At 69.1% G+C, this 14,846-nt stretch carries 15 protein-coding genes and 1 tRNA gene; 8 read left to right on the top strand and 8 right to left on the bottom strand.

Annotation, left to right across the window (positions count from 1 at the left end; all coding sequences use genetic code 11):
• Positions 1-64 precede the first annotated feature (64 nt).
• A complete protein-coding gene (locus ABNF93_RS01945; RefSeq protein ID WP_349325737.1) occupies positions 65-964 on the bottom strand; it encodes a beta propeller repeat protein in 900 nt (299 codons plus the stop codon).
• Positions 965-1,248: 284 nt separating this feature from the next.
• Here ABNF93_RS01945 and ABNF93_RS01940 point away from each other — a divergent pair, with 284 nt between their 5' ends.
• The gene (locus tag ABNF93_RS01940; RefSeq protein WP_349325736.1) at positions 1,249-2,604 is read left to right on the top strand and encodes a serpin family protein; all 1,356 of its coding nucleotides are present in this window, start codon (positions 1,249-1,251) and stop codon (positions 2,602-2,604) included.
• Positions 2,605-2,794: 190 nt separating this feature from the next.
• Entirely contained in the window at positions 2,795-3,172 is a 378-nt protein-coding gene (locus ABNF93_RS01935) for an RNHCP domain-containing protein (protein ID WP_349325735.1), read from the top strand.
• 297 nt (positions 3,173-3,469) lie between these two features.
• Here the strand turns inward: ABNF93_RS01935 and ABNF93_RS01930 are convergent, their stop codons facing one another.
• Positions 3,470-3,967, bottom strand: a complete 498-nt coding sequence (locus ABNF93_RS01930) for a cupin domain-containing protein (RefSeq protein ID WP_349325734.1) — start codon at positions 3,965-3,967, stop codon at positions 3,470-3,472.
• A gap of 326 nt (positions 3,968-4,293) precedes the next feature.
• Between ABNF93_RS01930 and ABNF93_RS01925 the strand changes: the two genes are divergently transcribed.
• Together ABNF93_RS01925 and ABNF93_RS01920 are read left to right on the top strand one after the other, a co-directional pair.
• Positions 4,294-5,217, top strand: coding sequence for a phosphotransferase family protein (locus tag ABNF93_RS01925; RefSeq protein WP_349325733.1), 924 nt, complete (start codon positions 4,294-4,296; stop codon positions 5,215-5,217).
• A gap of 100 nt (positions 5,218-5,317) precedes the next feature.
• Entirely contained in the window at positions 5,318-5,968 is a 651-nt protein-coding gene (locus ABNF93_RS01920; protein ID WP_349325732.1) for a class I SAM-dependent methyltransferase, read from the top strand.
• Positions 5,969-6,092: 124 nt separating this feature from the next.
• On the opposite strand, the gene ABNF93_RS01915 is transcribed toward ABNF93_RS01920, so the two are convergent.
• The 3 genes from ABNF93_RS01915 to ABNF93_RS01905 form a co-directional block, all read right to left on the bottom strand.
• A tRNA-Pro gene (locus ABNF93_RS01915) sits at positions 6,093-6,166 on the bottom strand.
• 16 nt (positions 6,167-6,182) lie between these two features.
• The gene (locus ABNF93_RS01910) at positions 6,183-6,755 is read right to left on the bottom strand and encodes a GNAT family N-acetyltransferase (protein WP_349325731.1); all 573 of its coding nucleotides are present in this window, start codon (positions 6,753-6,755) and stop codon (positions 6,183-6,185) included.
• Positions 6,752-7,654 (bottom strand): metallophosphoesterase, encoded by a 903-nt coding sequence (locus tag ABNF93_RS01905; protein WP_349325730.1) that lies wholly within the window; start codon positions 7,652-7,654, stop codon positions 6,752-6,754. Before ABNF93_RS01905 ends, ABNF93_RS01910 begins: the two co-directional genes overlap by 4 nt.
• 171 nt (positions 7,655-7,825) lie before the next feature.
• Here ABNF93_RS01905 and ABNF93_RS01900 point away from each other — a divergent pair, with 171 nt between their 5' ends.
• Positions 7,826-8,278, top strand: coding sequence for a GatB/YqeY domain-containing protein (locus ABNF93_RS01900; RefSeq protein ID WP_349325729.1), 453 nt, complete (start codon positions 7,826-7,828; stop codon positions 8,276-8,278).
• 31 nt (positions 8,279-8,309) lie between these two features.
• Here the strand turns inward: ABNF93_RS01900 and ABNF93_RS01895 are convergent, their stop codons facing one another.
• Entirely contained in the window at positions 8,310-10,715 is a 2,406-nt protein-coding gene (locus ABNF93_RS01895; RefSeq protein WP_349325728.1) for a penicillin-binding protein, read from the bottom strand.
• 219 nt (positions 10,716-10,934) lie between these two features.
• Here ABNF93_RS01895 and ABNF93_RS01890 point away from each other — a divergent pair, with 219 nt between their 5' ends.
• Positions 10,935-11,270, top strand: coding sequence for a WhiB family transcriptional regulator (locus ABNF93_RS01890; RefSeq protein ID WP_349325727.1), 336 nt, complete (start codon positions 10,935-10,937; stop codon positions 11,268-11,270).
• 105 nt (positions 11,271-11,375) lie between these two features.
• Here ABNF93_RS01890 and bagB read toward each other — a convergent pair whose 3' ends face one another.
• Together bagB and ABNF93_RS01880 are read right to left on the bottom strand one after the other, a co-directional pair.
• Positions 11,376-12,521: an ArsA family ATPase gene (gene bagB, locus ABNF93_RS01885; protein WP_349325726.1), complete on the bottom strand. Its 1,146-nt coding sequence runs from the start codon at positions 12,519-12,521 to the stop codon at positions 11,376-11,378.
• A gap of 263 nt (positions 12,522-12,784) precedes the next feature.
• Complete coding sequence (locus tag ABNF93_RS01880; RefSeq protein WP_349325725.1) at positions 12,785-13,936, bottom strand: ArsA-related P-loop ATPase; 1,152 nt, start codon at positions 13,934-13,936, stop codon at positions 12,785-12,787.
• Between the two features lie 292 nt (positions 13,937-14,228).
• Between ABNF93_RS01880 and sp36 the strand changes: the two genes are divergently transcribed.
• Together sp36 and ABNF93_RS01870 are read left to right on the top strand one after the other, a co-directional pair.
• On the top strand, positions 14,229-14,384 hold the full coding sequence (gene sp36, locus ABNF93_RS01875; RefSeq protein WP_349325724.1) for a Sp36 family protein: 156 nt from the start codon (positions 14,229-14,231) through the stop codon (positions 14,382-14,384).
• On the top strand, positions 14,381-14,842 hold the full coding sequence (locus tag ABNF93_RS01870; RefSeq protein ID WP_349325723.1) for a RidA family protein: 462 nt from the start codon (positions 14,381-14,383) through the stop codon (positions 14,840-14,842). Before sp36 ends, ABNF93_RS01870 begins: the two co-directional genes overlap by 4 nt.
• The last annotated feature ends 4 nt before the right edge of the window (positions 14,843-14,846 follow it).

The raw sequence follows: 14,846 nt of genomic DNA, 5'->3' as shown, positions 1-14,846 counted from the left end.
AGGGCGCCGCTGACCCAAGAGACGCCCGCGTGAGGGGCGCCCTCATCCAAACGAAAAGGCCGAGCTATTCCCGGACGAGGACGCAGCGCACCGCCGGAAGGCCGTCGGCGAGGAGTTCCCAGCTGCGTCCGGCATCTGCGCTGGCATAGACGGCGCCGGTCGTGGTGCCGAAGGCGATCGTCGACCCGGCCCCTGCCAGGCAGTGCGGCTCGATGTTGGTCTCGAGGTCGGGGAGGCCCTTGCCGCAGCGTTCGAGCCGTACACCTTCCAGCCCGCCACGGTAGATCGCCGCGCCCTTGCCGTTCGTACCTTCGGACGCACTGACGACCACTGTGTCGTTGCACACGCCGACCGCGGTGCAGTAGGTGCCGTCGAGGCCGAGGGCGCGGTGGTTCCAGGCGCCCCCGTGATCCCAACTGGTCGACAGGCCCCGCGCGGTCGCCGCGAGGAGCGGACCGTCGCCGGGGAGCGCGATGATCTGGTGGACGTCCTCGTCGATGTCGAGTGTGGGTTCCCAGGTCGCGCAGTCATCGGTCGAGCGTGGGATCCCGCCGATGCGTACGTTGACGAACGTATTGCCATCGTCGTCGACACCGATCGAGCCGACCGACGGTTGGTCGCCGGACGCCGCGTGCCACTTGGCCCGTCCGTCGACGAGGTCGAACGACTCGACCGGTTCGAGCCGTTGGCCACGCAGCCGGTAGAGATGGGCGCCGTAGGTGCCGATCAGGAGACCGTCGCCGGACGGGTGGATGCAGGTGGTCTTCACGTTGCGCAGCCGCGTCACGTGGCGCCAGATGGCTGCCGCTCCCGCGTTGAAGATCTCCGACTCGCCGACCAGGGCCCAGGTCTTGTCACCGTCGGCGACCAGCGTCCGGAGTCGCCGCCCGGGCAGCTCGAGACGCGTCTGCGACCCGAAGACATGGAGCCCGTCGTCGGTTCCCACGTAGATGCCAGCGGGCATCAAGATCTCCCTTCGCCGTCGGCAATTCTTCCGTGGAAGAGTGGTCGCACGGAAGGGTTCGCCCCGCACTGGTCGCATCCGGGTTCAACCCGCGCCCGGCTGGACGCGGAGGGCCCGCACGACCTTACTGTCCGCTGCGAGATCGGCCTGTCCCGGGTTGAGTGCGCGACGACGCCGCGGGACAACCGATTTCCGTCCCGCGGCGTCGTTCGGGAGGCCTGCTCCGACGGGACTCGCCACCCGTCGAGCTCGCCATCTGGATGACCTAGCGGGAGGTGGCGGAGATGATGCAAGGTGTCGGGACATCCCGGCGAGCGGTGCTCATCGGCGCACTGGCGGCGCCGTTGCTCGCGGCCTGCGGCCGGGAAGCCGGCGGTGCCAACGGAGGGAACGGCATGGGTGGCAAGGACGGGCGCGGGGGGCTGCGGCTGGTGGCGGCCGAGGGAGTTGACCGGGTCACGCCGCCGCGCGATGCACCGGTGGCGCCGACGGTCGACGGGATGACGGCGTTCGGGCATGCCCTCATGCAGCGGGCCAGCGATCCGTTGACGAACTTCGTCGCGTCGCCGGCGAGCATCGCCTTCGCCTTCGGCATGGTCAGGGCGGGCGCCCGCGGACAGACCGCCGTACAGATCGACGACGTTCTGGGCTTCCCTCCCGACGGTCCACACCTGGCGTTGAACGCCATCACCCGGCAGGTTGTCACCACCGACAAGGCGCCGCCTCGGGCGTCGAGCAAGCGCGAGCCCGGTGAGCCGCCGGCACCGCCGGTCGTGGCCGTCGCCAATGCGTTGTTCGCCCAGGAGGGCTTCGCCATCCGGGAAGCCTTTCTGCGTACGCTGAAGGAGCACTACGACACCGGCGTCCAGACGCTCGATCTGCAGTCGCCTGCCGCGCTCGAGACGATCAACGCGTGGGTACGCCAGCAGACCGCCGAACGCATCACCAAGCTCTTCGAACAACTCAATCCTGACACCATGCTGGTGTTGGCGAACGCCGTGTATCTGAAGGCCGACTGGGCTGTGCCGTTCGAGGAGTCCGCCACCCGTGCCGAGACCTTCACCAAGGCCGACGGCGGCACCGTCAAGGCGCCGATGATGACGCGGATGGGCGCGTTTCGCCATGCGTCGGGGGCGGACTGGCAGGCGGCGGAACTTCCCTACGCCGGCGGAGAGCTCGCGATGTGGATCGTCGTGCCGACCGCGAAACCGACAGCCGCGGCACCGTTCAAGCCCGTGACCCTGCTGCGGCCGCAGCTGCTACGGGAGGTGGCCTCGGGGCTGCGGAGCGGACAGGCGAGAGTCGCACTCCCACGCTGGGACTTCGCCACCAACCTCGAGCTCGCCTCGTTGCTCCAGCTACTCGGCATGACGGTGCCGTTCGGCAGGTCTGCCGACTTCTCCGGCATCGCCGACAGGCTCTATATCGACCAGGCCATCCACCGGGCCAACATCACCGTCGACGAGTTCGGGACGGAGGCAGCCGCCGTCACCGGCCTGGCGATGCGGACGACCTCCCTCCCGGCGGAGCCGAAGACGGTGATCCGGGCGGACCGAGCGTTCGCGTTCGCGGTGGTCCACCTGCCGACGCAGACGCCGTTGTTCCTGGGGCAGGTGGCTGATCCGACCGCGACGAAGTGAGGTCTGGCTCGCTTCGTTCGTACAGGCAGGAAAATCGGTTGCCGGTGTGCCGATGATGCGGTGTCATTCGAGGCGATACGCGGCGGTGGTTCTGCCGTCGCGGGGCCACGGCAGGTAGCGAGAGGAGGCGAGAGTGTGACGACTGTCCGGGTCCGTCGCTGCGTTCACTTCGACGGACGGAGATCCACTCGTGACACACGCATCTCGCCACCACCGCGATCGGCGCCGCGCGTCGCGTTTCCGCTGCCTGCACTGCGGACGTGAGGTAGACCTCGACGCTCAGGGCACCGCCCATCGCAACCACTGCCCACACTGCCTGTGGAGCCGGCACCTCGACCGGGCGCGACCCGGCGACCGTGCCTCGCCTTGTGGTGCGGGGATGGAGCCGATCGCCATCACCGTACGCGGTGCGGGGGAGTGGGTGCTGGTGCACCGCTGCCGGGAATGCGGCGCCATGTCGCTCAACCGTGCGGCGGGAGACGACAGTGCCCTGCTCCTTGTGCAGTTGGCCGTGAAGCCGCTGGCGTCCACGCCGTTCCCGCTCCACGCTTTGCACCGTATGGCGTAGTCCTGCCCGGCGTTCACCCCGGCGCGCCCTGCCCTCGTGATCAGGATCGTGACCATGAAGGTTCTCTGTGCGCATAGCCCGCAAAACATTCATGATCACCGATCGCCGTCCCTTGCGACGATCACGAAGTGTCCCCAGATCGCTGCACCAGCGAGCTTTCACGATCACAGGGCAGGGCGGCACGCGGCGAGCTACTGGTCAGCCTGTGCTTGTCGGGCGCGAACTTCTCCAACGTCTGCCGCCCGTCCGCCCAGCGTTCCGCTGCCGTTGTCCGCCTGCACGCCTGACCGAGCGGGCTCAGTCGAGGAGGGTGCAGCCGTACGCCTCGAACAACGCGCGCATGCCCTCCACCCCTGATGGCCGTTCGCCGCTGTGCAAGACGTCGAGCAGCGCACTCGTGCGGGCTCCCATGACGAGCAGGTAGCGCACCGAGGCGTCAGGGTCGGGGTTCCAGAACGTGTGCGGCAGCCCACGCGGCCCGATGACCGCCCCGCCCGCCGGTACCTCGTGCTCGGTGTCGCCCACCTTGACGCGGAGCCGCCCGTCGAGGACGTACCACGCCTCGTCCTCGTCATGATGGATGTGCATTGGCGCCTGGTAGGGCGGATCGTCGACGGAGCCCGTGCCTGGTCGGGCGGTCCATTCGGCCAGGACGAGACCGGAGCCCGCGGGCGCCAGCTTCCCATTCGCGGACAGGCGCGTCGCCGCGACGTGTCCCGGTGGCGGCAAAGACACAGCCCAACCCTCCTTGTCGTACGACAGCTTGAGCGGGCCCGGATCGGCACCCAAGGTCACGGATCGGCACCCAAGGTCCCAGAATGCGCACCGCAAGAGTCCGACAGTAGTAGCCCGAGTACGCATCCTAGGGAGAAGGGCGTCGGACGATCATCGTTGTGTGAGCGTGGAACCCTCTGTGAGCACGGCGGTAGTCCGCAGCTCGTCCCAGGTGACGACCCGCCACCGGCCAAGAACGGGTGGCGACCGCCATTGGTGCGAGCGAGCGCATCGGCGATCACGCAAGGGCGATCGCCGAAAACCCTTTGATTCCCCACCGCCGCGCTGGTCGAATCGCCGGCATGTCGGTGCCGCCAGGATCGTTTGTCGAATGGCAGCACGCTCAGGTGAGCACGCCGCGCTCGGTGCTGGCCAGGCTCGTACGCCGTGCGGTGGGAGCGCGGATCGAGCGGGTGGACCGGATCGTGGAGGGGTACGACAACGAGGTCTACCGGGTCTGGAGCGCCGACGGGCAGGATGTGGTGGTCCGGATCTTGCGGTTCGGTGGCGACTCCACCAGGTCGGCGGCCGAGGCCTGGGCGATCGGCGCCGCCCGTGCCGCCGGAGTACCCGGACCGGAGATCCTGCTCCACGACACCGTACGGATCGATCACTCCGAGTTTCCCGTCATGGTGCAGCGCACGATGCCCGGCCGCCCGCTCGCCGAGGTCGTCAACCGCCTGTCGGAGCGACAACGACACGACGTGCTCGCTGAGATCGGCGGACTGATCGCTCGAATCAACGGGGTCCCCGTCGATGACGGACGCGACTGGACGACTGTGATGGCGGCAGAGCTGGTCGATCGTCGTGCGCAACGGGATCAGATTCTGGCGGGCGGCTTCTCGGCTGCGCAGTTCGACCGGATGCTGGACCTGCTGGAGGGGTACGCCCACGACTTTCCCTGTGAGCGCTGGGTGCTGTGCCATGGCGATCTCAGTCCGCGGCACATCTTCGTGACCGGTGACGGCGGCGAGGGTGCGTCCGTACGGGTAAGCGGGATCATCGACTTCGGCGACTGGAAGCCCGGCGCACCGGTGCACGACCTGGCAGTGCTCCGGGTTCGCGGCCCGGAGTTGGACCTACCGCCACTGCTGGCCGGCTACGGCGCACCGGCCGACGAGACGTACCTCCGGCGGTTGAACCTGCACACCCTGGATATCGCTCTGTCCTCACTACAGATCGGCGTGGATGAGGACGACCGGGCCTGCATCGAACGTTCAGCCGCGCAGATCCGCACCCTGCTCGCCAGCCTCGACGTACCAGAGTCGTAGGTCCCAGCTGCGTCCAGCGCGATGCGGCTCAGGCCGCCAACTCTCATGCGGTGCGTGGGCTGTGCACCAGATCCTGATCACTGGACTACCGTGGTGGAACATGCACGCGGACGGCTGGTTGGCAGACACCACGACCTCCTACGACACCGTGGCGGTCAGCTATGCCGACCACGTACGCGACGCCCTGGCCGGGGAGCCGTACCTACGCGCGAGTCTTGGGTTGTTCGCCGACCAGGTTCGCGCCGCCGGTGGCGGACCGGTCGCCGATGTGGGGTGCGGACCAGGACACGTGACCGCCCATTTGCACAAGCTCGGGATCGACGCGTTCGGTGTCGACCTCTCGCCTGGGATGATCGACGTTGCCCGGCGGGACCACCCCGACCTGCGGTTCGAGGTGGGTTCGATGACGGACCTCGACCTCGCCGACGGCTCGGTGGCCGGCCTGCTGGCTTTCTGGTCGTTGGTTCACGTCCCCGACGATGCGGTTCCCACGATCTTCGGGCACTTCCGGCGGGTGTTGCGGCCCGGCGGACCACTGCTGCTCGGCTTTCACCTCGGCGACGGATCGCGGCTGAAGACGCAGGGCTACGGCGGTCACCCGATGAACGTCTACGTCCACCGCCGCCAGCCGGGCCGAGTGACAGCCTGGCTGGACGATGCCGGGTTCACGGTCGAGTCCCAGCTGCTGTTCGACCTTGACCAGAGCGTTCCAGGGGCGGTTCTCTTCGCGCGCCGCCGGTCCTCGCTCTGAGGCGACAGTCGGGGACGCGTTCTCACCGTCTCCGACGTACAGTCGCGCCCCAGAATTGGAAACCGGCAGGTCAGAGACTCTTCACTGAGCCATCGCTCAGGCCTCTGACCTGCCGGTTTGCGCGTCGGGGTGGCGGGATTTGAACCCACGACTTCCTCGTCCCGAACGAGGCGCGCTACCAAGCTGCGCTACACCCCGCAAACGCCAGGCAAGCCTACCGGGCGGCCTCTGACCCCCGCGATCGGGTATCGGACCGGGCCGTGGGAGTCCCGCGGTAGATCGTCAGCCACCAGCGTTCCCACGCCATCTGCTGCCAGTACGACAGTCCCAGCTTCTCCATGACCCGCAGCGAGCGGGTGTTGGCGGCAATGGTGATCGAGATGAGCGAAGACAGTCCGAGCGTGTCGTACGCAAGATCGCGGACAGCACACGCCCCCTCGGTGGCGAGGCCCTGACCCCACGCGGCGTGGGCGAGGCGCCAGCCGATCTCCACCTGGTCCGGCATGGCGCGATGGTGGTTCAGCCCGATGAAACCGGCCAGCCGGCGGGTGGCGCGCAGATCCACGGCGTACAACCCGTAGCCGTGCAGGTGCCAGTGGTCCTCGATCCGGTCCGCGAGGGCGTCACTCTCGACACGCCGCATCGGTATGCCGCCGAGGTGTTCCATCACCCGCGGGTCGGCGTTGATCGCCGCGAACGCCGACCAGTCCGAACGCCGCCACGTCCGCAGCGTGAGCCGTGGCGTATCCAGCCGCGCGGGTACGCGGAGATCGGCCGCCGCGCTCACAGGGCCGAACGAAGGGTCAGCAGGCTGGCCTCGGGATAGCAGGCGAACCTCACTGCCGCGTAGGGCGACGTGCCGAGGCCGGCGGAGACGTGCATCCAGGACGGACCCCAGCGGGAGAGCCCCTTGGCCCGTCCCGTGTCCAGGTCACAGTTGGTCACGAGGGCGCCGTAGCCCGGCACGCACACCTGTCCGCCGTGGGTGTGCCCGGCGAGCAGAAGGCGATAGCCGTCGGCGACCATGGCGTCGAGGACCCGCCGGTAGGGCGCGTGGGTGACGCCGATGGTGAGCTCGGCCGACGTGTCGGCAGGGCCGGCGACGTCGTCGTACCTGTCCCAGTGGATGTGCGGATCGTCGACCCCGACGAACGCCAGCCGCCGCCCGTCGGCCTTCAGCTCACCCCGTGCGTTGGTGAGGTCGAGCCAGCCCGCGTCGGTGAACGCCGTACGCAGCTGGTCGATCGGCATCCGCGGGGCGCCGAACGCACGCGGACCCTCGCGGATCCAGAAGTAGCGAAGTGGGTTGCGGCGGACCGGCGCGTAGTAGTCGTTGGAGCCGAAGACGAACACCCCTGGACGCTCCAGGAGCGGCTCGTACGCATGGACCGCGACCGGTATCGCGTCGGGGTGGGAGATGTTGTCGCCGGTGTTGACCACGAGGTCCGGCTCCAGCGCGGCGAGTCCGCGTACCCACTCGACCTTGTCCGTCTGGTCTGGCATGAGGTGAAGGTCGGAGATGTGCAGGACCCGCAGCGGCAAGCTCCCCGGCGGCAGCACGGGCACATCGAACCGGCGGAGGCGGTAGGCCCGTGCCTCGTAGCGCGCGGCGTAGGCCACGCAGGCCGCGGCAGCGGCGGCGACACCGGCGGTGGCTCCCAGGGCGACCTTGAGCTTGTGATGCACCCTGACAGGCTCCCACACCCCGGGGCGGCTCACATGGTCGCACCACTATTCATGATCGTCTTGTGCGTGGCGTCGCATGAGCCCGTCCTGTGGGGTCGTGCGATGCGGCTCTACCGGCGGTTGTACGCCGGCGCAACCGGCGCCGGCCTCAGGCTCCGTAGGATCGTGCCCATGAGTGCCCTCAAGGAGCGGCTGCGTGCCGACCTGACGACCGCGATGAAGGCCCGGGACAAGGTGCGTTCGTCGACGCTACGGATGAGTCTCACGGCGGTGACGAACGCCGAGGTGGCCGGCGCGGCGGCCCGTGAGCTGTCCGATGCCGAGGTGCTGGACGTCCTCGACAAGGAGGCCAAGAAGCGTCGCGAGGCGGCGGAGGCCTACGACGAGGCTGGTCGGTCCGATCTCGCGGCCAAGGAACGCACCGAGGGCGAGATCATCGCGGAGTACCTTCCCGCGCAGCTGTCCGAGGACGAGTTGGCTGCGATCGTGCGTACGGCCGTCGCCGAGACCGGTGCGAGCGGCATGAAGGACATGGGCGCGGTCATGAAGGTCGTCCAGCCCCAGGTGAAGGGCCGCGCCGAAGGCGGCCGCGTCGCCGCCGTCGTGCGCGCCGAGCTCGGCTGAGCCCGGCGCCTGCTCTGCAATTCCTACCGGATCAGCCCGGGCGCGAATCGTCGTCGGGCGGTGGTGGCAGGGTCGGCTTCGGGAACGGTCCCGGGGTGGTCGGGATCGGCTTCGGCTTCGGCGTGGGCGTCGGTTTGGGCTTGATCCCGTTGGACAGGTAGACGATCACCGTCGAACCGGAACCAGCGCTGGTGTTGGGGCCCGGTGTCTGCCGGACGATGGTGCCGCGCGGCAAGTCGGAGTTCGTCGAGCCGCCCACGGCCATCGAGAAGTTCGCCTTACGCAGGACCGACCGTGCCCGGTCCTGATCCATCCCCAACACGGACGGGACGGTGGTGGGGATGCCCACCAGCATCTTCGGGCTCGGGTTGACGAAGTTCGGGCTCTTCCTGCCCTCGAGAGCGCCGCGCATCGCCGCCAGCCACATGGGTCCGGCGAGCGTGCCACCCCAGACCTGGTCGCCGGTTACGGTTCGCCCGCCGATGCGTTGCCCCATCAGGCTCTGCTGCGGCGCTTCTGCGTCGGTGACGACCGCGGCGGTGGCGAGGTTGGTGGTGTAGCCGAGGAACCAGACCGCGATCCGGCTGTTGCTGGTACCGGTCTTGCCGGCGACCTGCCGGCCTTCGTTCGCCATGCTCATCCGCTGGCCGGTGCGGCCGGGGTCATCACCGTCGACGACCTCGCGGAGGACGTAGTTGACGCCATCGGCGACGGCCTGGGGAATGACCTGCTTGCATTCGGTCTTCGTGAGTTTGATCGGGTTGCCCTGCCGATCGAGCACCTTGAGGACCGGTGTCGCGGGGCAGTGCAGACCGCGGGCGGCGAAGGTGGCGTAGGCCTCGGCCATCGAAATCGGAGCGACCTCGTTGACGCCGAGCACGAACGGTTTCACCTGATCGAGTGGGTCGCCGTTGGCTCGGACCGCACCGAGCCTGGTGGCGATATTGGCCGGCTCGCAGATCCCTGTCTGCGCCTCGAGGTTGGCGTAGAACGTGTTGACCGACCGCGCCGTCCCACTGATGAGGTTGCTCGTGGAACCCGCGCTCGTGGAATTGGAGACATCCCACGGCGTACTGATCCAGCCCGGCTGGCCTCCGGGGCAGTTACGCATGGAGCCGCTGTGCCTCATCCGAGTGGGCGACGGCAGGCTGGTCGACAGCGGAATGCCCTGCCGGATCGCCGCTGCCATGACGAACGGCTTGTACGTCGAACCCGGCTGGTAGCCCAGCGTGCCGTTGTACTTCCTCGGCACATTGAGGTTGACGTAGGTCTTGCCCTTGCCCTCGCCGTACTTGCGGGACTGGGCGATCGCCTTGACGCGACCGGTGCCGGGTTCGACCATCGACAGCGCGCCGATCACCTTGTCGGTCGGGCGAACGGCCTCGGCGACCGCCTTGTCGGCGGCCCGCTGGGCCTTCTGGTCGAGCGTGGTCTGGATCGTCAGGCCGCCGCGGTCGAGGAGGCGTTCGCGGTCCTCCCGCGTCTTGCCCAGGGCTGGATCTCGGAGGAGGACCTGCCGGGCGTAGTCACAGAAGAAGGGGTACCGCGAGTAGTAGCAGCCCTGCGAGGACTGGGTCATCCGGAGCCCGAGATCGGTCCCCGCGGCCTCGGCGCCCTCCTTGGCCGACACCATGCCTTCGTGGACCATCCGGGACAGGACGAGGTTGCGTCGACCGAGGACGGCTTCGGGATTGTCTTTGGCGTCGAGGCCGTTGGGGTCGCGGACCAGCCCGGCGAGCATGGCCGCCTGCGGCAGGGTGAGCTTGGCGGCGGAGGTGTTGAAGTAGTGCTTCGCGGCCGACTCGATGCCGTAGGCGCCGTCGCCGAAGTAGACGATGTTGAAGTATCGCTCGAGGATCTCGTCCTTGGTCATCGTCTTCTCGAGCTCGACGGCGTAGCGCAGCTCCTGGAGCTTGCGACCGTAGGAGTCCTCGATGACCGCGCGTTGCTCTTCGGGCGTCTTGGCATTTTCGTACTGCACAAGCTTGACGTACTGCTGGGTGACCGTCGAACCGCCCTGGGAGACCTGGCCGCCCTGCGAGTTGCGGACGAACGCCCGGAGCGTGCCCTGCGCGTCGAGGGGCCCGTGCTGGTAGAAGCGCGCATCTTCGATCGCGAGGATCGCCCGCTGCATGACGGGGGCGATCTTGTCGAGCGTGACCTGGACGCGGTTGCGTTCGTAGAACGTCGCGATCTGGGAGCCGTCTGCTGCCAGGACCCGGCTGCGCTCGGGCAGAGGCGGGTTCTCCAGGGTCGCGTCCATGTTCTCGAACGCGTCGGTCGCCGACTGCGTGGTGAGTCCGAGGACGCCGGCGAAGGGGATCACCAGGCCCGCGACCAGAGCGCCCGTGAGCACACTGATCACCACGAACATCAGGAGGTGCGACACAAAGCCGCGCTCTCGTGACGTCCGGGACTTCACACGGATTGAGCTCATAGAGGGCAAGCCTACGGGGTCATGGCCGGACTTTTCTGAGCGCGTGCCGACCTCTCTGACCCGTCATTTCCCCGTCGTCTCGGCAACACAATCACAAATGTGGCCATTGGGGACTGTCGCAATGACCGCCTCTGGCTTTACCGTTCCTCCAGGACGTTGGGGGAACGTCCGTGCATCGGTCACCTTGCGTGACCGAAGTCAGGGGAGGGACAACACAAGATGAGTTCCATTGGGACATGGACTGGCGACTGGGTTCGGCTGGCCGCCTGCCGCGGAAGCGACGAACCCGACAAGCTGTTCGTCCAGGGCGCCGCGCAACACGATGTCAAGACGGTCTGCATGGGCTGTCCGGTCCGCACCGAGTGCCTCGCCGAGGCCCTCGACAGCCGGATCGAATGGGGAGTCTGGGGAGGCATGACCGAGCGCGAGCGCCGGGCCGTGCTTCGACGCCGGCCCACGGTGACGTCGTGGCGGCAGCTGCTCGAGACCGCACGAGTGGAGTACGAACGGGCCACCGCTCACCAGGGGAGACAGAGCGTCCGGGCGGCCGGATAGCGCGGCCGGCGCTGTCCGTGCGTCGGTAGGGAGGCCGGCGCACGACCCGTGAGTGGTGAGTGGCGTCCGGTGCTGGCGGGGCTCCCGCCAGCCACCTGGACGTCTTCACCCGCCGAGGTGTACGCCGATCCGGCGAAGTCCTTCGAGGTCGTGGACGTCGGAGGACAGTGCGGGCACACCGGTCACGGCGACGCCGGGATGGGCTGAGCCGAAGCGTTCGGCGAGCCGGTGTTCGCGGGTGGCGAGCAGCATGCGTTCGCCGTGCAGCCGCAGGATGGCCGCCGCGGTGGCGTGCTCGCCTGACTCGGCGAGCGCCTCGGCGGCTGACAGGCTCCGTTCGGCCGAGAGTCCGCCGGCCGCTGGCACCGCCATGCGGTTGAGAACGAGCCCGGCGAGGGGCATCCGGTCATCACGCAGCCGGGCGACGAAGTACGACGCCTCGCGGAGCGCGTCGGGCTCGGGTGTGGCCACCACGAGGAACGACGTACGCCGCTCCTGCAGGAGTTGGTACGTCGCCTCGGCCCGTGCCCGGAACCCGCCGAACGTGGTGTCGAGCGCGGTGACGAACGTCTGGACGTCACGCAGGACCTGCGCGCCGAGCAGCTTGGTCAACGTTCCGGTCACCACGCCCATGCCGGCGGAGAAGAGCTTGAGCGGCCCGCGGGCGGGTGTGCTCAGGATCCGCAGCAGCCGGCTGTCGAGGAACGACGAGAGCCGTTTCGGCGCGTCCAGGAAGTCCAGGGCGGACCGGGACGGCGGCGTGTCGACGACGATCAGGTCGTGGGTGCCGTTGCCGGCCGCCTCGGCGTGGAGCTGCCCGAGCTTCTCCATCGCCATGTACTCCTGCGTTCCCGCGAACGACGAGGACAGTGCGATGTAGAAGGGGTTGTCGAGGATCTGCTGCGCCTTGTCCGGCGAGGTGTGAGCCAACACCACCTCGTCGAACGTACGTTTCATGTCGAGCATCATCGCGTCGAGGTAGCCGCCCGCGGAGGTGTCGACGCCTTCGACCCGGCGCGGCACGCTGTCGAGCTCCGGCAGCCCCATCGCCTGGGCGAGCCGGCGGGCGGGGTCGATCGTGAGGACGACGACCCTTCGGCCGCGTTCGGCGGCGCGGACCCCCAGCGCGGCCGCCGTCGTCGTCTTGCCGACCCCGCCCGAACCGCAGCAGATGACGATCTCGACCGAGCGGTCGTCGATCACGTCGTCGAGGGCGAGCCTGGCGAGGTCACCCACCGCGGAGGCGCTCATGCCATTTCCCTTTCGCATGACCGCTGCGGTGCCTCGCTCCGGCACACCTCGTCCCTCGGCGTACCTCCGCGGGGGCTCCTCGCGCTCATGCCATTCCCCTTTCGCATGACCGCTGCGGTGCCTCGCTCCGGCACGCCTCGTCCCTCGGCGTACCTCCGTGGGGGCTCCTCGCGCTCATGCCATTCCCCTTTCGCATGACCGCTGCGGTGCCTCGCTCCGGCACGCCTCGTCCCTCGGCGTACCTCCGTGGGGGCTCCTCGCGCTCATGCCATCCCCTGGGTGCTGAGCTCGCGGGCGAGTTCGAACAACCCGCCGATGTCGATTCCGTCGGACAGGCGGGGCAGTTCGTAGGTGGGCCGGCCGAGTTCGGTGATGCGGGCCCGAAGGGTGTCCTCGAGCGCGACCCGGGTCGCGTGCTCCGCGGCGTCGGACAGGAGCCCGTCGACGATTCCGTCGTCGGCGGCAAGCCCGGCGGCGGTCAGCGCGTCGACGAACTCCGCCCGTGCCAGCTTCCCCGCCGCCACGGCCTTGCGCATCTGTGCGTCGAGGGGGCTCCGCGCGGCCAGGTTGACCACGATGCCACCGACCGGGATCTGGGCCTCCCGCAGCTCGGCCAGGCCGTCGGCGGTCTCCTGCACCGGCATCTCCTCGAGCAGCGTCACGATGTGGACGGCGGTCTGAGGGGACCGCATCATGGCCATGATCGCGTCCGCCTGTCGCCGGATCGGGCCCACCCGGGCGATGTCGGCGACCCCGGCGGTCACCCCGAGGAAACGGGCGATCCGGCCGGTCGGCGGTGCGTCCAGGACCACCGTGTCGTAGGTCGGGCGGTCGCGGGGCGCCTTTCGGGTGTCCGGCGGTCGTCCTCCCGAGGGCCGCTGCTTGTCCTTGCGGCGTACGGCTTCGTAGACCTTGCCGGTGAGCAGGACGTCACGGACGCCGGGGGCGATCGTCGTGGCGAAGTCGATGGCGCCCACCTTGTCGAGGGCCCGGGCGGCGCGGCCCATGTGGTAGTAGAGCTCGAGGTACTCGGCCAGCGCCGCCTCGGGGTCGATCGCCAGGCCGTACACCTCGCCTGCCACGTCTGACAGGTCGGAACGGGCAGGGTGGCCGGGGCGGCCGGTTCCGCGGCGATGGTCGGGGCGGGTGGCGCCTCGTCCGGCCGGGTCGTGCGTACCGGCGGACTGGCCGTTGCCCCGGACGGTGGCGATCCGGCGCTCGGAGTAGGCCAGTGACGGCGCGTCGAAGAGCCGGGAGATCCCCTGGCGGCCCTCCACCTCGCAGAGCAGGACGGTCTGACCGTCGGCGGCGAGCGCGAGGGCCAGAGCCGCAGCGACGGTCGTCTTGCCGGTTCCGCCCTTGCCGGTGACGACATGGAGGCGGACGCCTTCCCAGTCGGTCTCGCGCCGCGTCACGCTCGCCGAGCGTAGCCGCTGGGTTCGACGGCCGGGTACCAGACCGGTAGACAGCCATTAACGTCGTGCCTGCCGGAGGGGCGGCTGGCCTGTGCACCTGTGTCGGGAGAGCCGCGAATGACCACGCTGAGCAGGCCTGTGGAAGGGGACGCGGTGTGGACGCCCTGCCCGGTTACCGCTGGCCTGCTCAGCGTGGTCATTCGCGTCGTGACGCGTGCCGGTCACACGCCGTGGTCACGTGGCCGCGGCCCGGTGAGGTCGGTGTCGCGGCGGTCGCCCTAAGCTCGCGGGCATGACGAAATGGGAGTACGCCACTGTGCCGCTGTTGATCCACGCGACGAAGCAGATCCTCGACACGTGGGGTGAAGACGGCTGGGAGCTCGTCCAGGTCGTGCCCGGGCCCAGCGCCGAGAATGTCGTGGCCTATCTCAAGCGGCCGAAGCAGTGAGCGGTCCCGAGTCGCGGCTCGCGGCCCTCGGGCTGAAGCTGCCGGACGTGGCCGCGCCCGTAGCGGCGTACGTTCCCGCCGTACGCACGGGAAACCACGTCTACACCTCGGGCCAGCTGCCGTTCGCCGACGGCGCCCTGGTGGCGACGGGCAAGGTCGGAGGCGAGGTCTCGCCCGATGTGGCGGCCACCTGCGCCCGCCAGTGCGCGCTCAACGCGCTCGCAGCCGTGAAGGCGGAGCTGGGAGACCTGTCGTCGGTGACCCGCGTCGTCAAGGTCGTGGCGTTCGTGGCGAGCGTTCCTGAGTTCACCGGGCAGCCACTCGTCGCGAACGGCGCTTCGGAGCTGCTCGGCGACGTGTTCGGCGACGCGGGGCAGCATGCCCGCAGCGCCGTCGGGGTGGCCGCACTGCCGCTCGACGCGCCGGTCGAGGTCGAGCTCGTCGTCGAGACCAGCTAGGCCG

The organism is Actinopolymorpha sp. B9G3 (assembly GCF_040120725.1).
GTDB lineage: Bacteria > Actinomycetota > Actinomycetes > Propionibacteriales > Actinopolymorphaceae > Thermasporomyces.
The sequence above is the reverse complement of the archived record's forward strand: the minus strand, read 5'-3'. Positions and strand labels throughout refer to the sequence as shown.